The sequence below is a fragment of the Simkaniaceae bacterium genome (assembly GCA_021734805.1).
Taxonomy (GTDB): Bacteria; Chlamydiota; Chlamydiia; order Chlamydiales; family JACRBE01; genus Amphritriteisimkania.
This window is the reverse complement of the sequence record JAIPIG010000009.1, coordinates 28,719-49,946: the sequence shown is the minus strand read 5'-3', so window position 1 is coordinate 49,946 and position 21,228 is coordinate 28,719. Positions and strand designations below refer to the sequence as shown.

17 protein-coding genes are annotated in these 21,228 nt (G+C 37.1%); 8 read left to right on the top strand and 9 right to left on the bottom strand.

The genetic code is table 11. The features are described 5' to 3' along the window. Nucleotides 1-55: 55 nt before the first annotated feature. Nucleotides 56-877 (top strand): hypothetical protein, encoded by an 822-nt coding sequence (locus K9M07_02895; protein ID MCF7852170.1) that lies wholly within the window; start codon nucleotides 56-58, stop codon nucleotides 875-877. A 38-nt stretch (nucleotides 878-915) separates the two neighbouring features. Continuing rightward, entirely contained in the window at nucleotides 916-1,938 is a 1,023-nt protein-coding gene (locus tag K9M07_02890; protein ID MCF7852169.1) for a hypothetical protein, read from the top strand. A gap of 11 nt (nucleotides 1,939-1,949) precedes the next feature. On the opposite strand, the gene K9M07_02885 is transcribed toward K9M07_02890, so the two are convergent. The 4 genes from K9M07_02885 to K9M07_02870 all read right to left on the bottom strand — a co-directional run bounded on the left by K9M07_02885 (nucleotide 1,950) and on the right by K9M07_02870 (nucleotide 6,784). Beyond that, on the bottom strand, nucleotides 1,950-2,822 hold the full coding sequence (locus K9M07_02885) for a hypothetical protein (protein ID MCF7852168.1): 873 nt from the start codon (nucleotides 2,820-2,822) through the stop codon (nucleotides 1,950-1,952). After that, entirely contained in the window at nucleotides 2,819-3,943 is a 1,125-nt protein-coding gene (locus K9M07_02880; GenBank protein ID MCF7852167.1) for a hypothetical protein, read from the bottom strand. The genes K9M07_02885 and K9M07_02880 overlap by 4 nt, the downstream gene beginning before the upstream one ends. After that, nucleotides 3,933-4,886 carry a hypothetical protein gene (locus K9M07_02875; GenBank protein MCF7852166.1) on the bottom strand — a complete coding sequence of 318 codons (954 nt, stop codon included), beginning with the start codon at nucleotides 4,884-4,886 and terminating at the stop codon, nucleotides 3,933-3,935. The genes K9M07_02880 and K9M07_02875 overlap by 11 nt, the downstream gene beginning before the upstream one ends. Before the next feature lie 152 nt (nucleotides 4,887-5,038). Further along, a complete protein-coding gene (locus K9M07_02870) occupies nucleotides 5,039-6,784 on the bottom strand; it encodes a glycosyltransferase family 2 protein (GenBank protein MCF7852165.1) in 1,746 nt (581 codons plus the stop codon). A 152-nt stretch (nucleotides 6,785-6,936) separates the two neighbouring features. Between K9M07_02870 and K9M07_02865 the strand changes: the two genes are divergently transcribed. The 3 genes from K9M07_02865 to K9M07_02855 all read left to right on the top strand — a co-directional run bounded on the left by K9M07_02865 (nucleotide 6,937) and on the right by K9M07_02855 (nucleotide 12,205). After that, nucleotides 6,937-8,058 carry a hypothetical protein gene (locus K9M07_02865; protein MCF7852164.1) on the top strand — a complete coding sequence of 374 codons (1,122 nt, stop codon included), beginning with the start codon at nucleotides 6,937-6,939 and terminating at the stop codon, nucleotides 8,056-8,058. A 400-nt stretch (nucleotides 8,059-8,458) separates the two neighbouring features. Continuing rightward, a complete protein-coding gene (gene topA, locus K9M07_02860; GenBank protein MCF7852163.1) occupies nucleotides 8,459-10,987 on the top strand; it encodes a type I DNA topoisomerase in 2,529 nt (842 codons plus the stop codon). A 147-nt stretch (nucleotides 10,988-11,134) separates the two neighbouring features. Further along, nucleotides 11,135-12,205, top strand: coding sequence for a hypothetical protein (locus tag K9M07_02855; GenBank protein MCF7852162.1), 1,071 nt, complete (start codon nucleotides 11,135-11,137; stop codon nucleotides 12,203-12,205). Here K9M07_02855 and K9M07_02850 read toward each other — a convergent pair. Genes K9M07_02850 through K9M07_02830 form a run of 5 tightly spaced genes read right to left on the bottom strand, consistent with a single transcriptional unit; the run spans nucleotide 12,197 to nucleotide 17,786 of the window. Beyond that, entirely contained in the window at nucleotides 12,197-13,360 is a 1,164-nt protein-coding gene (locus tag K9M07_02850; GenBank protein ID MCF7852161.1) for a hypothetical protein, read from the bottom strand. The two genes, K9M07_02855 and K9M07_02850, sit on opposite strands and share 9 nt — an antisense overlap. After that, entirely contained in the window at nucleotides 13,357-14,355 is a 999-nt protein-coding gene (locus K9M07_02845; GenBank protein ID MCF7852160.1) for an NTP transferase domain-containing protein, read from the bottom strand. Before K9M07_02845 ends, K9M07_02850 begins: the two co-directional genes overlap by 4 nt. Beyond that, on the bottom strand, nucleotides 14,352-15,458 hold the full coding sequence (locus K9M07_02840; protein MCF7852159.1) for a glycosyltransferase: 1,107 nt from the start codon (nucleotides 15,456-15,458) through the stop codon (nucleotides 14,352-14,354). Before K9M07_02840 ends, K9M07_02845 begins: the two co-directional genes overlap by 4 nt. Next, a complete protein-coding gene (locus K9M07_02835) occupies nucleotides 15,455-16,483 on the bottom strand; it encodes a glycosyltransferase family 9 protein (protein MCF7852158.1) in 1,029 nt (342 codons plus the stop codon). The genes K9M07_02840 and K9M07_02835 overlap by 4 nt, the downstream gene beginning before the upstream one ends. Then, nucleotides 16,476-17,786 carry a hypothetical protein gene (locus tag K9M07_02830; protein ID MCF7852157.1) on the bottom strand — a complete coding sequence of 437 codons (1,311 nt, stop codon included), beginning with the start codon at nucleotides 17,784-17,786 and terminating at the stop codon, nucleotides 16,476-16,478. The genes K9M07_02835 and K9M07_02830 overlap by 8 nt, the downstream gene beginning before the upstream one ends. Nucleotides 17,787-17,940: 154 nt before the next feature. Here K9M07_02830 and K9M07_02825 point away from each other — a divergent pair, with 154 nt between their 5' ends. The 3 genes from K9M07_02825 to K9M07_02815 are packed head-to-tail and all read left to right on the top strand — an operon-like array spanning nucleotide 17,941 to nucleotide 21,212. Beyond that, nucleotides 17,941-19,044 carry a hypothetical protein gene (locus K9M07_02825; protein MCF7852156.1) on the top strand — a complete coding sequence of 368 codons (1,104 nt, stop codon included), beginning with the start codon at nucleotides 17,941-17,943 and terminating at the stop codon, nucleotides 19,042-19,044. Further along, complete coding sequence (locus tag K9M07_02820) at nucleotides 18,995-20,116, top strand: hypothetical protein (protein ID MCF7852155.1); 1,122 nt, start codon at nucleotides 18,995-18,997, stop codon at nucleotides 20,114-20,116. The genes K9M07_02825 and K9M07_02820 overlap by 50 nt, the downstream gene beginning before the upstream one ends. Then, a complete protein-coding gene (locus K9M07_02815; GenBank protein MCF7852154.1) occupies nucleotides 20,094-21,212 on the top strand; it encodes a hypothetical protein in 1,119 nt (372 codons plus the stop codon). Before K9M07_02820 ends, K9M07_02815 begins: the two co-directional genes overlap by 23 nt. Nucleotides 21,213-21,228 lie beyond the last annotated feature (16 nt).

Here is a 21,228-nt window from a genome sequence, read left to right as displayed (position 1 = left end):
TAAGAACATGGAATAGGGTTAGGAATGTTTCGTCATTTACCTGATTTGAGATATTATGCGTAAACCAGCCCTCCAAAAAGCATTCGTTTTATTATTGATGATCGTTTTGCCTGTTTTTATTATCAAAAAGCATAAAATTTTTAGAGATCGAACCGCTTATACTTCTACTTATAAAATGAATCATCAAGCCCATATTCAAGACAAACATTTTGCCGTTTTAATTCCCATTAACACCGTTACGGCAAAATTAGAAAACAACTTAAAGCATTTACTCTCTCAAAAGTACTCAAACTATGAAGTGATCTTTATTAATATCGAAGAGAGTAATCAACTGAAAAATGAAATAGAAACATCCTTTGCTAATATCAAAAATACACTCGAAAAAGAAGGGCATACCAAATTCCCCTCCTATTTTATTTCTAATAGTTATTTTGAATCGATACACTCTCTAAAAGATGATGATATTGTATTACATCTCGAATCAAGTGATTGGCTTGCAAGAGAAGATGTCTTCGAAAAGATTGCTACCGTTTTTGCCAATACGGATGTTTGGCTTGCCTATTCTACATACCTCGACTTTCCCTCGTACGAACACCGATTTGAACATTACCAAAAAGATGAAAAATGGTGGAAACTCCATAATAAAAAATCAGAATGGCTAACCTCCCCTCTAAAACTATTTTATGCAGGACTGTTCAAAGAAGTTAAATTTTCCTCATCCAGCCCAAAACACCTCAAACCCCGCCTACAATTAAATGTCTACCTCATTCCAATGGTTGAAAATGCAAAAAAACATATCACATATATTAAAGATATCCTATACGTTCATGATACCGGAACTCCATCGATTAATACTGACATCTTAATACACAATTAAAAATCTCCCCTAATGCATATTAGGGGCCTTATGGAGATTTGCGAGTGCCACTTTTTAATCGCTCTACCTTATTGTTTTGGATTGCTATATTACATGGTTTATTTCTCCCCATCTTTAGCAATGAATACCAAATTGTTTTTATTCATATCGGTAAACAACTCCCTTCCCATATTGAAGAAGCAATTGATCAGGCTGCCCTTTTTAACCCAAAGGCTCATATTTACCTACTAGGCAATGTTAACGCAATCAGTCATGTAGCGAAAAAATATGCATACACAAATATTGAAATCATTCCATTGGAAAGCATACCAAAATCTAAAGAACACTGCCGTTTTCTACGCTCTCCTAGATCAATATCTACGCCAAAACAAAGCGAGAGCCTTGATCAGCTAGAGCATCTTTTTTATCTAGATGATTTCACTCAAAAATTTAATTTAGAAACGATCTTTTATCTCGAAGACGACACAATGCTTTATGTCGATTTATCCGAATTATTGCATCTATTTAAGACATTTTATCCTTCAATTGGAGCAACTTTTGATAATGAAGAGAGATGTGTTCCCGGATTTATGTATTTCAAAAATCAATCTTCGATTAATCATTTGACTCAATTTATACAAAGACAAACGGCCAATAAATTGAATCACATGGAACTTCTTGCAAAATACAAAGAACAATTTGGAACTGAAAAAATTGATTCCTTACCCATTCTCACAAATGAATATGCCAAAGACTCTCCTATGATTTCCATCGATGGACACAAGGCAAATGAAAAACACGACTATCAAAAAAATATTTATTTTTTTAACTCAATTTTTGATGCTGTGGCTATTGGTCAGTATTTAAACGGCATTTATACCAATGATACGCTTAATTCATTACAATTTATTAATAAATCCTGTGTATTTAATCCCAGACACTTTTCCTATCTATGGAAAATGGATCATAAACAGCGCTTGGTCCCGTTCTTATCATACCATGGGAAGGAATATAGGATTAATAATCTCCACATCACTTCAAAACAGCTTTCTTATTTTTCATCTAAAAAAAATAAAGGGTAAAAATCCATTCTTTAGTTTATTTCGCCATATGATTGAAAGAGTTGCTCCCATTTTAATGAATGATCTTTCCAATATTGCAATTGCTTTTTAATTTCTTCAATTGAGAGCTTTGATAACGTGTTAATTTCATCATCGTCGAGCCGGATGGCAATGATCAACGGGTCAACGGATCGAAGAATCTTACTTAATTTTAAAAGAAGCCGATTGAACACCCTTTGCTTTCTAAAAAGACGCAGACACCCATAACCTGTGGTTGTGATTAAAAAAGATAGGGTAATGAAAAAGACAAATGACACAATCAGACCATTAAAAAGGGCATAGGCCCAACTTGATATAAGAGAGACAAAACACAATAGAAAATAAACGAGCGACTCTTTTGCATTTTGAAAGATAGGACCCAAAAACCGCCTGAATAAGCTCAAAGAGGTGCGATAGGCAATGAGTTCTTCATACTGTTTACCTTGCATCTGCGTCCGAACTGCATGAATCATCTCATGTGATAATACTTCATTCAATGAATACCCCAAAAAAGCCCCTTTTCTTAAAAAGGAAGTCCGGAATTGGATTAGCGGTATATTGATATTGTGTTTAAATAAACTCCATGCACAGGCCGCTTCCCACAATTGCAAGTTTTGATGCCCAACCAATATTGGAACCCAATAAGGATCAATATCATATCCATTAACCAAATGGTCCCTTTGCAAAGGTAACTCGGTCAAATCAAATGCAGGAGTCGATTCTGATATTTTTAAATCTTGTCTCGCATTTAAATACATCGCGACCCGAATCGCAAAATCTTCATATGACTCATCATGATTTGCAATGATTCCCAAATGATTCAATTGCTTCAAAGTCAAAGCGCCATCACTCATTTGCTTTTTCATTCCGAGGGCATTAATTTTTTACGTTGCTTCGCTAGCATCACTCCAAAGGAAATAGCAAAAACCATATTGATCATCACTGATATGCCACTAATCAATAAAATTTGATTCATCTTTCTTGACATCTTTATCAGTCGACGTCTCATCAAAGCTTCACTTGGATCTTCTGTTTTATACCACTCCCCTAAATACTCATGATGAGCAAAAATCCCAAATGATCCGTCAATTCGGTTAAAATATGCTGCCGGATAGACCATGTCTCTAAAATTAAACTTTAAAATGTTTTCGGAAACAGCTTCATCAAAAGGACAAAAAGTACGATGAAAAACCCTCAAAATTGTCGATTCCTGATCATTACCGGGGTACATTTCTTTGACGATATTCCAACGATTTTTTACCTTCTGAATCGACTTGCCTAAAATGGGATGCCCGGGGATCGACCCGATTAAATTATTGCATACGGATATGGATGTAGTTGCAATTGGCTTATGCGGAGGCTCTAAACCACAAAAAAATTGATGGATGGAGCGAATCGGCTCAAAACTTTGATAACAGGTGACATCATGATCAACATAGATTCCACCCTCACGATTTAAAATTTCATACCGTAAGAGATCAGATCGCTCAGCATAGTTATTTGAATCATTATAGCAATCATATAGAAAATTAAAATCAGCGGGACTAACCCGAACCATTTCCAAACCGGGAATCGGAATTGAACGTTGACGATCTGTCCAAAATTTAATCTTCCACTCCGGATTATGGGTTGACCAAGAGCGAATATTCTTAATTGAATTTTTGGGAAACTCTTTAGGACCTAACCAAATAAAATGAATAGTTTTAGGAATTTCCGGTTCCTGTGCTTGCCGAAGTTTATATTGGGATTCATAAATTTTTTGAAAAAACTCGAGCTGGCTTTGATCCTCTTTAGTCAAAATATATTTCCAAAGAGGCGTCCCTTTTCCCATTAAAGTTTCAAAGTCTATGTGATCGACTTTCTTTTTTTGACAGCCTGATACAACACAACCCATCCCTATGATAGCGATAAGAATAAACAAGGAGAGAATACTTGCACCTCTACGGGGAAAAGCAAAAAAGGAAAATTTCCGAAGACTATTTCTCATTGTTCATACCTCTTATAATGAATCTAGATTGAAATAAGAAAAATATTGTGAGCAATAATGTTAAAAATGAGAACACCACCAATATTCTAAACACCCTTGCTTCATATTTAAACAAAGGGGATAGCATCATGTAAAACTCTTTAGCTTTTGTCTTCTCACCCAGGTGATTCCATGATGTCCCATAATAATGTTTGGAATATAAAAACTCATTTTGATACTTCGAGGGATAGAAATATTGTGAAGGAAAAATAACATCACAATCGCGTACCGTTTTAAAATAATCAATCGCAGAGTAGGTTATGGGAATATAAGTGCGGTGGGTTACACGTTCCGCTCTTGATTGCGCGTCAAATGCATCAAACCGTTTTGTTTCTTCCTCCCAGCGACTAGAAATCAAATCAATGGTTTGCCGGATCAATGGGTGTCTCGTTTTTGATGCTACGATCCCTATCCCAACAGTGAGAGCCATATGGTCAATTGGATCATGCGGCGCTTCTAATGCAGCAAAGAAGTCAAGGTGTTGCACTAAATCGTCAAAAGACTGCAAACAATCTGCATCATGATCCACATAGATCCCGCCCTGTTGATTTAAAATTTCAAAACGTAAAATGTCTGATTTTTCTGCCCAATTATCCGATTCTTCATAATAGGGCTTTAATGATTCAAAATGGAATGCATCGACATAGCAAATATTCATCCCGGAAATCGGGGCCATTCTCGGTCTATCGGTCCAAAATTTGAATTCATAATTGGGATGAAATTGCTTCCAGTGCCTTATGTTTTCAATCGACTGCAAAGGAAAATTCTTTGGACCCAACCAAATAAAATGAATGATTCGAGAAATACGAGGCTGATGAGTTGGTTGCTTAAGTTGATCTAATACTCGGTTATACGTCTTTTCAAAAGAGTCTAAGTGAGCATGATCTGATGGGTGTTGAACCATAGCCCATAACAGAGAGCCTTCTCCTTGTAATGATTTAAAACTAGAATCTAATGGATTATTCTGATGTGTAATTTTCGCAAAAAGAGGAGAGGAAAAATCAGAAGACAGCAAACAGAAAAAGAGACACATATATGTTATAAAACGGATCATTATCACTTGAATCTCATTACAAAAGTTGGCTCATACTCCATATGAGGAGACCTATTTTCAATTTGATGTAGTGGTTTTAAATCGATCTTCTGCCCCTCTAAGAATTTTTTTAACAGTATTTCGACTGAATATGTGTTCATTGCTCTATTGATTGGATTTGAGACAAGATTGAGAGGGATATTGACAATGCGAGATTGGCGATGACAAAGCCCCCATTTTTTAAAATCGGCTTTTGACGCCCAAATCCCTTCCATTTCATAGGGAATCGTGAAATGAATTTCCGCAAGAGCCGACTCAATATCCGCTTTGCGATAAAGTGTAAAATCAACTGAATTGGGATATTTCCAATCATTTTGGCCTGCTTCAAACTCCCAAGCATACACATCAGCCCCGAGATCCATTAAATCCGGAACACCTTGATAAGCGTCGATCATATAACAATAATCGATATGTTGCCCTAAGCGATAGAAAAAACCATATGCCTGAGAGCGCTCTAGAGATTGTATCCCCTTTGCAAAATCGACTTCATCCTTTAAAACCAGATCATCCGTTGAAAATGTAATGTACTTTGATGATGACAGGGCCGTATTGAATGCGTATTTCATCACCATGGGTTTAAATTCTTTTTTCGCTTTTTTTTCATTTTGCCGAATAAATTTAACCTGACCAAACGCGCTTTTGACATTCGTGTATCCCATTTCAAAATCATCGTTGGAGGCTCTATAAATCACATAAACATTCCCAACATTTTTAGCATATCTCGTCAGAGATTCTAAAAAAGCATACAATTGCATCGGTCGATTATAGGAAAAAACCATGACATCACTTTTGAGATCATCAAAGTTTCTTTGTGTCTCCCATGGAGGATTTTTCAATTTTGAATAGGTAGGCAACTCTCTAATATATTGATTAAAAAATTCCTGCTGCTGCTCTGATTTTTTATGGTCATTGATTGGGTTCTCATCATTATACACATAGAGCACATCCCGAATAAAAACGGCATGCTCTCTCGCCATTTCAATCATAGGTAGCATCGCTGCGACATCAGCTCCCATGGGGAGAAATGCTCCATTATGCGTCAGATCTGAAAGTTTAATGCGCTTAAATAACCCCGCATAAAAAGTTCTGGGATGTGAAGTCATCCATGCCTTTTTCTTGATACGCCCCGACTTTAAAATAAAATGAGAAAGGGATGAAGATTTGCCTAATGAACGATCTATTTTTGATTGGCATTGGCCATAGGTTAGCCATGTATCCGGATTATTATAATATTGGTTGAGCTCGCTCAAAACATTAGGATGGGCAAAATAATCATCTCCATCAAGCATGACAATAATTTCATCATCAGGGCAAGAATGAATCGCTCTATAGGTATTTGCCATCGCTCCCTGATTGGATGCATTAGATATCAATGTCACCTTAGCTTGTGCTTGATACCTCTCCATTATAGATCGGGCCAAAGACAAAGTATCGTCTGTCGATGCATCATCAATATAAATAATGCGGTAATTCGGATAAACTTGAGAGAGGGCCGAAGAGAAATTTTTTTCAATATATTCGGCGTTATTATAAGAACAAATAACAACAGTAAAAGGCTTATAATCACTAATATTGAGCATTTTAACTGCATAATTTTGCTTGACAATATCAGCCCGCTTTTGATGGCGATGTTGACCTAGAATAATCGCAACGATCAGAATAGGTAGAATAATTGACAGGCTTAGCCACTGAATTTTGGATCGATTCATTTCTATGAATCCGCTCATAATTTTTGATCTATGCCACTATAATAGAAGTGAAAAATAAAAAAAACAACTCTTGAATCACGAGCAATATAACTTAAGTTAGGTAGTCCGGAAAATCTCGAGATAAATCCAAAATACAGGGTATAACATATTTTATGAGATTTCATTTTTTCGCCCCCCTTTCCCCTCCTTCTTCCGGTCTAGGCGATCAGATTGCCATCAAGCAAATTGCTATGGGACTTAGTGACCTTAAGCATGAGGTCACAATATCGGAAAATATATCTGAAGTCATTGAAGCAGATATCGTATTTCTTAGTAATGTCTATCTCAATCTCAATGCAAAATTACAAGTGCTCACACTACTCAATAAACCCTTTCATTTAATCCCCTTTTATGAAGATACGGAATTGTATTTGAGGCACTCGATGGCCTTTTTTACATACCATGCCCTGCAAATAAATATGCCCTTTGAATCCTATTGCAAAAAATTTCATTTCCCCATTTATGATCACAATCAAATCAATCAGCCCGCTCTTGCTGCTGCGAATTCCATTTTTGTCAATTCAGTCAGCGAAAAAAGGTCCATTTTAAAAAAACAACCCCATCATCATATCCATGTCATTCCTTGGTCACCCGGCCAGATACTCAATCAATTTTCAGAAAATTTCCCTTCATTTTGCTCTTTGGATCAACAATCCTATATTCTTCAGGTCGGTCGCCTTGAGCCCCGAAAAAACCAAATTGCCTCCATATTAGCAACACGCGATATCGCCTATCCGCTTGTTTTAGTTGCAACGCATCTATTTGAAAATAATAAGTCCTATGCAAATACCTGTATTGAACTGGCAAAGCAAACGAGACGATCCCCGGTTATCATCCTTTCAATGAATCTCCCTTCATTAAAAACACCTAATCTACATATCATTTCTTTAAAAGCCCCCCTTTCAACTCAACTATTAATGAGCGCCTATCAACACGCCGCATTAAACCTTCACCCCGCTTTTTATGAACTCCCCGGTTTCACAACTCTAGAAAGCGCCGGACTCGGCATTCCAACAATCGCCACCGAATGGTCTACATTAAAGGACTATTTTTTAGAGGATGACCTCTATACCCTTGACGACCGCATTGAATACATAGAACCGACTAATATTAAAGGACTTGAGACACTAATAAACAAAAAATTAGGGACCAAATATCCTATTTCCAATCATCCGATTTATCGACGTACCTATATAGATGTAGCAAAAGATTTTTTAGCGGCATTTTCCTTTTAACTCGACTTTGCAACTTTCTAAAAAATCTCCTTTACTTGTGGAGGGAATTTTTTAAAAAGTTACAACTCTTGAATCACTCCCGGTATAGATTTTATAAGCATTTATTTATAAATGATTTGATAAAAATTTTTTATTTTTGTTAAACTTAAACAAATTTAAATGCAGACGTCCTAATTTGATTAGAAAATCTAATTTTATCCGGTACTGAGATCACTTATCAATTAGGCACTCGTCACTTCCTGAAAACCATCTTTTTTACAGGAATGATACTAAGTTGTAAGAATAAGAGACCCTGTAATGCGTCTCTTTAGATAGAAAATATAAAAAATGCATGCTTTTTTTATGTATTTATCCTACAAGTCGGTCATCTCCCTAAAATAAAGAACAGCCATTCGGTACGATGAATAAAGCTCTTGTCATAGTCGAATCTCCTACAAAAATTAAAACTCTAAAAAAATTTTTAGGGAGCCAATATGTTTTTGCCTCATCGGTGGGCCATGTAAGAGATCTTCCCGCAAAAAAATTTGGAATTAATGTTGAAAATGGATTTGAGCCCGAATATGAAATCCTTCCGGATAAAAAGGATGTCATATCGAATTTAAAAAAACTCGCTAAAGATGTCGACATTGTTTACTTAGCCCCCGATCCCGATAGAGAAGGAGAAGCAATTGCCTGGCATATTGCACAAATTCTACCCAAATCAACTAAAATCATGCGGGTTACATTCAACTCGATCACTAAAGATGCTGTCGTTGGAGCACTGAAACATCCAAGAGATATTGATATCAATTTAGTCAATGCCCAACAAGCACGCCGACTGCTCGATCGCATCGTTGGTTATAAAATATCGCCTATTCTTCATAGAAAGATCCAAAGGGGAAGGGATGGCTTTCTCTCTGCAGGCCGTGTTCAATCCGTTGCACTTAAATTAGTGGTTGATCGTGAAAAAGAAATCATGGCTTTTGTCCCTGTTGAATACTGGAATATTTATGCAACTTTGCAAAAAAATCAATCATTGCGCCCCTTTCAAAGTAGCTTATATAGTGTTGATGGGAAAAAAGTAGAAAAAGAGCAAATTGAAGGGAAAGAATATTACCTTATTTCCAATCAAACTACTGCCGAATCCATTGAATCCAGGCTCAAAAAAGCTCATTTCTATGTTGAAAAGCTCGAAAAAAAGGAAAAGAAACGTCACCCGGTTGCACCTTTTATCACCTCAACACTCCAACAGGAAGCCGCACGCCACTATGGATTTGCTGCATCTAGAACAATGGGTATTGCTCAGAGTCTTTATGAAGGGGTTGATTTAGGTGGAGGAAGTTATGAGGGTTTGATTACATATATGAGAACCGACTCTGTTCGCATTGCGCCTGAAGCGCAAAAAGAAGCCGGGGATTATATTTTGAAGGAGTACGGCAGGGATTTTCTACCCCCATCGCCCCCTTCTTATTCAACTAAAAAATCAGCCCAAGATGCCCATGAAGCAATCCGCCCTTCAAATATTCACCACACACCTGAAAGCATTAAAAATCGCCTCACAAGTGATCAATTTAAAATTTATGATCTGATTTGGAAACGCCTTCTTGCCTCACAAATGACCTCTGCCATTTATGATACCGTCACTTGTCATATCAATACTGATCAAGACTTAGCATTAAGAGCACACGGTTCGGTCATTAAGTTCCAGGGTTTCCTAGTTTTATATGAAGAGAAAAGTGATCTCGATCAAGATGCTCAAGCAGATGAGAGAGATAAATTATTACCTGATTTAGAGGAAAATGACCCTCTACATCTCATTGAAACGCAAATTTCTCAGGCATTCACTCGTCCACCGGCACGATTCACTGAAGCTTCACTTGTCAAAGAACTCGAAAAATCAGGAATCGGTCGTCCCTCTACTTACGCGACGATCATGAATAAAATCCAAAGTAAAGAGTACACGGCTAAAGAAAAAAATACTCTTAAACCAACTGAACTCGGCTTTATTATTTGTGCGATGCTGGAACAAAATTTCAATCGCATTATGGATATTACCTTTACAGCTCAGATGGAAGACAAGCTGGATAAAATTGCAGAAGGCGATCGCGATTGGAAAAACTATATTGAGACTTTTTGGAATAACTTTATTCCTGAAGTCGAAATAGCGGAAAAAGAGGCGCATGTTCCGCGCATTCCAACAAGCAAACCTTGTCCTAAATGTGGCCATCATCTTGAGAAGATTTGGGCGCGCAAAAAATATTTTTATGGATGTTCTAAATATCCCGACTGCGATTATACCGCTCCACTTGAAGAACTTGAGCTCAATAAAGATGATTACATTGATGATTTTGATTGGGATCAGCCCTGTCCAAAATGCGGTGGCAAAATGCGAGTCAGAGCCGGTAAATTTGGAGTTTTCTTTGGGTGTGAAAAATATCCAAAGTGCAATGGAATTGTCAACATCCCCAAAAAAGGTGAATTCCACCCTGAACAACTTCCCGCCTGCCCGGCAACGGGTTGTCCCGGAAGATTAGTCCAAAAACGCTCTCGGTTTGGGAAACCTTTTTATGCATGTTCAACCTATCCTTCCTGTGATGTGATCGGGAACGAAGTTAAGGAAATTCTAGAAAAATTCGCAAATCACCCTAGAACTCCTGCCCCGGCTAAAAAATCACGGGCTCAATCGGGTAAAACAGTCAAATCAGCGAAAGGAAGAGCTCAACCGCTATATAAATTGAGTGCTATCTTATCTGAAATCGTCAATGCAGAAGAAATGACCCGCGGCGATATTACTAAAAAACTATGGGAATATATTAAAAAGCATGACCTTCAGGACAAAAAAAATAGACGTCTCATCGTTCCGGATGAAAAACTGGAAAAACTTTTTGGATCTAAAGAATCCTTAGACATGATGAAGTTAGCTCGTGTGATTTCAAATCACATTGAATAATAACCTGAGTTGTGAGGTTATCCCATCTATAGCTATTTTCGATATGTATCATTCTTTATTACCCTTACATTTATTCTTGTTTTTCCTAAAGGGGGAATCAAAATCCAAGATATCCCCATCACATGGGGGTATCTTCTCTTAGGGTTATTGATTGTTTTTGCTCTTGTTCGAAAATCCTATTCGATCCGCTTTGAGCGCTTATTGTGTTTATTTGCGCTTCTCCCCTTCCAATCCATTTTCATTCTCTCCCTCTTCCAATTTGGAACGCAAAATATGGGATTTACAATTGCATTTTTAATGAGCTTTTTTATTCTCCCTTTTGGCTTTTACTTTGCTTTTTCTGATATCCTCGAGGACCTCGATTGGCAGATCTTGCTGAACTATCTATCGAGATCTATTTTTTTGATTGCCGTTTATGGGATTTTTTTATTCTCATACAAGCACTTAACCGGGAAATTTATTGAAATCCCCTTTTTAACAATTAATCTTCAGGATCTGGGAACTTTAGAAGAGGCAAAATGTATCGATCGAGGAGGGATTTTTAAGTTAATTTCCACATACAACAATGGAAATTTATATGGCATTTGTCTCCTCATGCTCCTCCCCTTATACATGATCATTGAGGGATCTTTTCTAAAACGATCTCTTGTAAAACTCTCCCTTCTCTTGACTCTTTCTAGAACAGTTTGGTTTGGGCTTCTCTTTTCCGAATCACTCAGATTGTTTTATATGAAAAAACGTTCATTCAAAGATTGGGTGGCTATTCCTATTGCAATGGGGATTGAAGGAGGCGCTATTTATCTTCTCAATCGACTTCTCGAAAATACGAATGCATTTTTAATCGATTCAACCATGGGAGGAAGAGATGCTCAATTTGCGACATTTCAGGAGTTTAGCTTTCTACCGGCAAAACCATTCAATGGAATTGCGGAAATTATTTACTTGGGTATTTTAGATCAATTGGGGCTCATTGGGCTCTTGAGTTTTTTAGTTGCAATTCTCACGCCTATCCTATTAGTGATCATTCAAAAATTGCACTCAAAAATCCATCAAGCCATCTTGAGCGGACTGATCACTTATCTCTTTCTATCCATCAGCGACGGCGCAATATTATATATTCCCACGATGGCCATCTTTTTTTTCCTTAGCAGCCTAAGCCAAAAGTCTACTTTTGCAGATGACTGTTTGATTATCAAAAAAAGGAGCTTCTCATTCTAATCCTATCAGCAGTCGTTTCTTAATCTCTTCCGGATGATCTAGATCAATTAACTCACAATGCTTTTTTAATCGCTCATCTGAGCAATGGATTTTAGGATTCCGATCGCGCCTTGGATCATCATGGTCAATTAAAATTAAAGAATTCCCTTGTATGATCATATTATTGATCATCCAATCCGTGTGAAAGATAGATTGAAGTCGTTTCAATTCCTTTTTTAACTTTTCTTTTTCAGGATAAATCCCTCGTAACATTTTAAATGTAATAAGATTTATCCCCGGCTCCCAATTGGTCATTTGTTTTTGACCATTCATATCGCTCTCTTTTTTCATAAGCCATTTTGTTTCGAAATTTGAAATAATTCGATGCGATTTTTCACCCATTTCCGGCAAGACCCAACTTTTCCGCTTTAAATACTCGGGATTTGCATGGAGAATAAATAGAGAAACCTCTCCATTTGAATTTTGACCTATTTCAACAGCTTGCCTTGATTTTAAAAATCCGAGTAAATCTCTTTTATATTTTGAATAATGAGGAAATGAACCTTCTTTAGGAATTGAAATGATCACAGCCGATGTCAAACGACATATCGCCTCGAGATAAGATTTCCATTGATTCTGATAATCTTCAATGATGTGAGGCAAGAATGCAATATCAAAATGCTCACAATCGGCGAGGTGATAAATTTTATCAAGCGATAGCGGCTCAGCAAGTAATATTAAATTTTCACATGCGTTATTTTCTTCACAAATCGAATATAAATGCTCTTCAAAAACAACTTGATGACGATGGAGGGCGAGCGAAATAACACAAACACTATTTGGAAAATCATACGCAGATCTTAAAGAAACATACCCTTGAGAAGCTCCAAATTCAATCAGAGTGAATGGTCTCTCAAATCGATCCAAGTAGGATGAAATGAGTTGATACATTTGGTCATAATCAATAGATGGATCCGTCGCCTTTTGTACAGTAACATTATTAATAATAATATCTTCTTTTTGAAGATATCCCTTCCTCGTAATATCGACAAAGGAACTCAAGATAAGGATAATAAATAAACCGGCGATGATACTGAAGTAAGCCGGAGGAGTAGGATTTAGATACGAAGGATCCTCATAACTCTTTACCTCATTTCGTGATAATTTAATCTTCATGTCTCGCTTAAATTTTGATTTTTTTGTGAAGACCCCCTCTTCATAATACATATTCCCTCCGAAGATTCAGCTACAATGAGATCATCGACATCGATGATCTTAATAGGCTTTGATTTTGAAATGATGAGATTCCGATGAGAATTCTGAGATTGAATATTTCCGATGCAAACATTATCATCCCCATCTTTTTTGCATCTTTCATAAATTGCATCAAATGATCCGATATCACACCACTCCGTATCAATTGGAATCATTCTTAATTGCATACTCTTCTCCAAAATTAAATGATCGAAAGAAAGGCTGGGCAATAATTCTGCTTCATATGTATTTTCCAAGTAATGTTTGAAATCAGGCGCATGCCTTTCACATTCATTTTGTAGTGTTTCAAAAGTAGTGCAAAATAGGCCCGAATTCCAATAATGGCGACGAGATAGGGCATATTTCGAAGCTTCATTTAAATGTGGTTTTTCATGAAAATGAGAGATCTTATACCTCCCATTTTCGCATCTTTCCCCCACTTCTATATAGCCATATTCCACTTTGGGTGATGTGGGTTGTAGCCCAAATAGATAAATCCACCCGGAATCAAAATCTTTTTTTATATTTAAAATTGCATGAATTAAAGGATCATCCGATTCAAATTGATGATCGGAGGGGGAAAAAAGAATAGGCTCTCTTTCACAAAGCCCAAAAGATTTTTTTAGTTCTTTGAGCGCAAACGTAACAGCAAAAGCGGTATTTTTAGAAAAGGGCTCTATAATCAATGGAATGGTTTGATATCCATATTCATCGAGTAATTGCCTCATTTGCAATGAAATATCCGGGCCTGTTTGCACGTAAATTTCAGCCCCTATTGACAAGTTTTGAAACCTTTGAATTGTCTCAATGACCAATGGATTTTGAGCCCCTAACGAATGAAGTGTTTTAGGGAAATCTCTAGTGGAAATTGGCCAAAGCCTTCTCCCCTTTCCGCCGGCTAAGATCACAACTTTCATTGAAAATCACTCCATTTTTTTTCTATATAGTTTCTAATCGCCTCTTGAAATCGCTCTTTTGAAAATTGTGTGGCATAGGATCGAATCCTTTCGGGATCGAAACGGTCTTGCTCTTGATTAAACTGATGAATCGCGTCCATAATCGAATGAGAACTCTGTTCTTGAAAATGGATTCCCGTCTGATTGTGTTGAACCGTCTCTTTAGTTCCCCCTTGATTGAGCGCAATAACCGGTGTCCCACATGCCATTGCTTCAATTGGCGCTATTCCAAAGTCCTCAATAGCTGCGAAAATAAAAGCCTTTGCGCGCCCAAGCAACATCGGTAAGGATGTTGTGTTTTGAAATCCAATGAGCTCCACATTTAAAGGGGCTTTTTCTTTCAGTCGGCGCATTTCAGGCCCATCTCCAACGACAACAAGTCGTTCGTTTGGCAAACGACGAAATGCCTCAATCATCAAATCGATTTTTTTATATGGGACCAATCTAGATAGCGTAACAAAGTAGGATTCTTTCTCTTTGACAAGTTGAAAATTTTCAATATCAACAGGGGGATAAATGACAAGATCCACATCCCTTTGATATATTTTTTTTATGCGTCGAGCTGTGGTATAAGAATTTGCAATAAAACAATCCACTTGCTGGGCTGCTATAAAATCAAGGAGTCGCATGCGATGTAAAACGCGTTTGACATAGATTCTCGCTAAGGGGTTACTTAGCGTATGGATATATTGGTGGTATAAATCCCATGCATACCGCATGGGGGTGTGACAATAACAAATATGTAATTGATCTGCATGTGTTAAAATATGATGGGCAACTGAGTGGGAAGACGACACCACAATATTGTATTCATTTAAGTCAAATGACTGAATGGCTTGTGGAAAAAATGATAATAAGTAGCGATAGGCTTTATCAATATAAGGAATACAATCCAACCAAGATGTTTGAAACTTCTGTTGTTGAAAACTCCATTTTTTATCCCATTCTTTTGAACAAAAAAGAGTGAAGAGATCGCCCGAATAGCTCTCACATAATGATTCTAATACCTTTTCAGCCCCGGCGCTAGCAACTAACCAATCATGAACAAAAGCAATCTTCTTCACAACCCATTCCAATCAATGATTTTTTGAACAATTTTTGAACGATCAATTAAATGCATACACACCGGCTGCCGACAAGGGGCATACATCCTGCCATCATAACAAGGGCGACATTTTAATTGTTCACCTCCCCATAGGCAGTAAATTCTTTGGGCATAATTAGGATCATGCATCGGTAATTTCTCACTCGGCCTTGTGGGCCCAAAAAGTGCAATTAAATGTGCTTTAGCCCAAACAGCCAAATGCATTGGACCACTATCATGAGTAATCACTGCTTTTGCTTTTTGAAATAAAAAAACCAAATCAATAAAGCCCGTTTTACCAACGAAGTTAATCACATGCTCCCCCTGAAAAAACTGCAAATTCGTCTCATCAGAACAGTGCCCAATAAGGACTGTCATTATACCATGGCTTGCAAGATCTAATGCTAGTTTTTTATACATTTCAAGGGGCCACATTCTTAAAAACTTCCCGGGCTCAGTTAAGGGATTCCCCCCGGGATTCATGACAACATAGGCATTGGGAATTTGTTTGATAAATTGTTGCATGTCCGGTGAAACCTGCTGCCGAATGTCGGGAAAGATGAGCAATTCATCCCTTTCCAACTGCTGATATAGTAAAATGCGAATATATTCGTTTCCATGATATCGCCCGGGAATCATCTCATTATTTTGATTATCCGATAAGAAGCGCTTTTCTTTTGCAATGCTAAATAAGGATAAAAACCGGTAACGCCGATCAGCATGAGCCAATAAAATATAGTCATACCTATGAAAAGCAATCTGCTTCCATGCCTTCCATACTTGTCGAAACTTGTGAAAAAAATGCCCCCATAGAAGCTTGTGTTCATCAATTGTATACATTCGATCAACTAAATGAGTCGCTTCAATGATACACCGACCTTGCATTCCGCATAGCCAATCAATTTGAGCATCCGGGGCATTTCTTTTAATATAAGACAAAATAGGGAGTGTCATAATGATATCGCCCAATGCCCCAATTTTAATGATTAAAAATTTTTTAGACATTGACTTCCTTAATGAGAACACGTCGATAACCAAAAAAATGCAAACAGAGCACAACAGCGCTAAAAACAAGAATATATAAACATAATATTCGCTCGATTGTTAAATAGGGATGAAATAGAAAAACCAAGATACCGATAAGAGATAATGCAAATAAATAAATACTGAATAAGAGCTTGGCCTGAGAGAGCGCATTCATTAAGGTTGTATACGAATTCACTGCAATATTTATAAATATCCAAAGTCCTATATAGAAACCTTGATAAGGCTCATTGACATATTGATGAGCCCATATTTGAATCACCGGAGTATGAAAGAAAGTAATGAATGGGACCACCCCCATGCATAAAATCACTGCGATCAGTAACGACCACAAAAATGTCTTCCTAATCCATAAAAAATCCTTCTCCTCTGCCATTTGGGCATAATGACTCCATAATGGATTCATCATTGAGAAGTGGATTCCTAAAAATAATGTAGAAAGACGATAGATCAGGCTAAATTCACCCAGTTGCTTCATATCGATTATGGCGCTAATCAGAGTAGGCAGTTGTGAAATGATCAATACGCTTAATAAATTTTGCATCCAAAAAAAGAACCCAAGCTTCATTTTAGGATAAAAAATAAAAAATGCTTCTGAGACGGAAACTCGCACCCATTTCCAATGACGACGTAATAGAAAAAAGATAAATGAGGCAATCGACGTGAGGAGATACCCTGCAAAATAAAGATATACCATTGCAGTAAATGAAACATGCATCTCAATCATAAGAATTAGGAATAAAGATAACAAAAGCGATTCAACACCATCTAATATTCCACGAATATGTGTTTCGTGATAGGCATAAAACCCATCCGCATTCATCGCAAATGGAATACGCAGACACAGCAAAATAGACACCCATGGCAATAGAGATTGGATTTCCTTGTGCAATTGGGGATCATGGATATGAAAAATTTGCCCCCAAGGAATGAGAGAAAATACGATAAAGGAAAGTAGTCCAATCCCGACATATAAAATAAATAAAAGAGTCGTGATGGAAACATAATATTTGTTTTCATTGTCCCGATCTTTTTGGTGATTTAAATGAATTAATTGATTGCGTAAAGCAGCCCCCCCTAATCCTAGATCAAAGCAAGGCGAGAGCATCAAAAAACTCAAGAAAATGGCCCACAAACCAAACTGTTCAGATGAAAAAACTTGGGCCAAGTACCCGGTTGTGAAAATTTGACAAAGTAAACCTATTCCCTTAGAAATAAGGGTTGTGAAAGAGCCTAAAAAAATGGGTTTTAATTTTTTTGACATCTCATTATAAAAAAAGAGTGGGAATTCCCCGATAGATTAATTGAACGGAGGCCAAGCGGGGGCTCTCACGCGCCTAACCATTCATAGCCAATATTCCTTAACCATCAAAAAAACCTCCTCTATTTATGGAGGGGATTTTTTAAATAGGTTCATTATGCCCTACATTGTATATTCTATTCTAGTCAGTTGGTTATTCATCCCTTGTATTTCCGGAATAGAATTGATGAAAGAGGATTTTACTGATTCCCAATACCAATGGATGGATCGGCAAATACGGCTTCAATTCACTCCCTTTCATACTCAAGGAATCACAAAATCAATGATTGCAGATGCAGCGGCAGAAAATAAACCCAACATCATTCGCTTTCAAGTCATCAATAATCGCTACTATGGTGAAGAAGGGATCTGTAAGGAGGTAATTCAGAAACTCCTATCTGTGATTCCCCTCCCTGATGTCGATTGCCTTTACTACAAGTCAAACGGTCCGATTTACCGCGATCAACTTCCAAAAACACTTGCTCCGCTCTTAGCCGGATATAAGCATGAAAGCTGTAAAAATGTGATCCTCTATCATTATCCCTATTTTGATGTGGGCAAAAAAACAATTCGCGATTGGGAAATGGTAGGAAATACAGTCATTGATATCAATAAAACCTCACCTTGGGAAGATAAAATCAACATGTTGATTTGGAGAGGTGAAACAAATGGAATGGAAGCAATCTATACCCCTGAAAACTGGACAAAGGTCAATCGAGGAAAAGTCGTTGGATTAACTCTTTCTCATCCAATGCTTGTTAATGCTCGCTTTACAAAAATTATTCCGTGGAAGGTGAGTGAAATTGATCGATTAAAAGCGCGCCTTCCTCTATCTGAACCTTTATCACTACGAGCTCAAATACAATATAAATATCAAATCTGTCTCAATGGCGATACGTGCTCATCATCGGGAAGTTTATGGAAACTCCTCTCTAATGCACTCGTTTTTATTCCGGATTCCCCTCTTAAGATGTGGTTTCATCTCTTCATTATTCCCTGGAAACATTATATTCCTATCAGAGCAGATTTTTCCAATCTTATCCAATCGATAGAATGGGCCAAAAAACATGATGAAGAAGCAAAACAGATCGCTGAGAAAGGAAGCCTTTTTACACAAAAACACCTTCTTTCTAAACATCTTTATATTTATTGCTATAAAATTCTGTGTGAGTATGCATCGCATCAAAAATACCAACCGATTCCCACTAATAAACCGAACTAATAAAATCTATCGGTACCTTGTTCTGCTCTCCATCCTATTACTGCAATACGGTTTTAGCATCGATCTACTGCCCGATGAAATTCACGATCCAAAATATGATTGGATGGATGAAAGTATTGAAAGGGCTTTTGCTCATTTTACAATTGAACGCATTAACAAAAAAGATATTGAAGAGGCCACTCGAGAAAATAAGCCTTATATCAACCGCTACCGTATTATCAATAATCAAATCCATGGCCGGGGAGCATGTGTTAACCTTTTACAAGAGATATTAAATCACACAACTCTTCCGGATCTCGATTTTCTTTATTTTGAAGGCAATGGGCCTATTGATCCTTCTGACTTACCAAAAACAAACGTCCCCATCTTAGTCGGCTTCAAGAATAAACACATGTCAAATGCCATTTGTTTTCAGAATCGTTATTTTTTGAATACAATCAATCCGGAAAAAAATTGGATCGAATTAAATCAACAACTCAAAGACCAATCATGTTCATGGGATAAAAAAAAACCTAAAATGATTTGGAGAGGAAAAACTTTAGGCCCTCATGAAATCTATCGGATCCATAACTGGAAAAAAATGCTCCGCGGCCGTCTTGTTGCCCTCTCATTACTCTCACCCGACTTAATTGATGCCAAATTTACACGCCTCGTTCATTTCAGATCATCCGATTATCAAAAACTCATTGAAAGTATGGGTTCAGGATTGGGATCCCCCCAGTCATATTTGGAACAATCACATTATAAATATGCTATTTATCTCGATCAAAATGGAACTGCTCTCATTGATGAAGAAGCAAAACTCCTTTCCGGAGCCTTACTCTTCAAACCCGACTCGTTATTCCAACAATGGTATTCAGATGCCTTAGAACCCTTTATTCATTATATCCCTGTTGAAAGAAATTTATCCGATTTACTTGAGCAAATCAATTGGGCTTATAAAAATGAGGCCAAAGCAAGAAGCATTGCTCTAAACGGCAGATTATTTGCTATTGATTTTTTATCCCCTAAAGGTTTTATTATTTATTGCATTAAACTTCTTAAGATCTATGCCGAATACCAAAATTTTTAATTTTCTTTTTATTTTACTTCTCTTCTTTTCTCATTCGAATTGTGTCTTTAGCTCAGTGACGCTCATGCATGATGAGATCAGTCTGCCAAAATATGACTGGATGATCCCAATCATCGAAAAGGAACTTAGCCCTTTCAAAAAAAAAACAAGGCCTTCAGTTAAGAACAATTTAAAATTTTCAAAAAAAATCAACCAAAGATTTAAAAAATCAATTATCCAATATCGGATCAGTAAAGGCCAAATTTTGGGGCAAGGCCGACTGAGAAAAATTTTAGATCTCTTAAATCATGAACTCGGTCTCCCTGATATGGAGTTTTATTATTTTGAACAAGATGGGATCGTTTCACACCGGCAAATCCCCCGTCATTTTAACACCCCCATTTTAGCCGGAACAAAAATAAAAGAAATGGATAACATTGCACTCTTCCTCGATCCTTGTTTAACTTATGATGATCAAGGCGTCTATGACTGGGATTTCTTATACCAGGAAATGATTGACCTCAACTATTTTTGGAATTGGGAAGATAAAATAGAAAAATTATTTTGGAGAGGAGCAAATACGGGCCCATTTGAAGTTTATGATATCAATAACTGGAAGGATCTCACGCGTGGCAAGCTCGTTGCCCTAAGTGAAAAAAACCAAGAACACATCGATGCTAAGTTTTCTCACATTCTCGAATGGAAAACAAAAGATTATTCCCTTTTTTGCAAATCGGTTGTCATCGATAAAAAAATGCCTATTTCTCAACATCTAAAATATAAATATCAAATTGTGATCGATGGGGATACTTGTTGTTTCCCGGCAACTTTTTGGAGATTGCTTTCAAATTCCGTCTTATTTATGCCTGATTCCGATCTGATTCAATGGTATCATTCTATACTAAAACCTTGGGTCCATTATATCCCCGTTAAGAAAGACTATTCTGATTTAATTGAAAAAATCAATTGGGCAAAAAATCACGATGATGAAGCTAAAAAAATCGCCGATCAAGCCACGGCACTAGTTCAAAATCAATTCACAATGAAAGACATCTATATTTTCTGTTATAAATTCCTTGTTGAGTATGCAAAACTTTATGAGATGCCTTCAAAATAGAGGCGATTTTTTGACG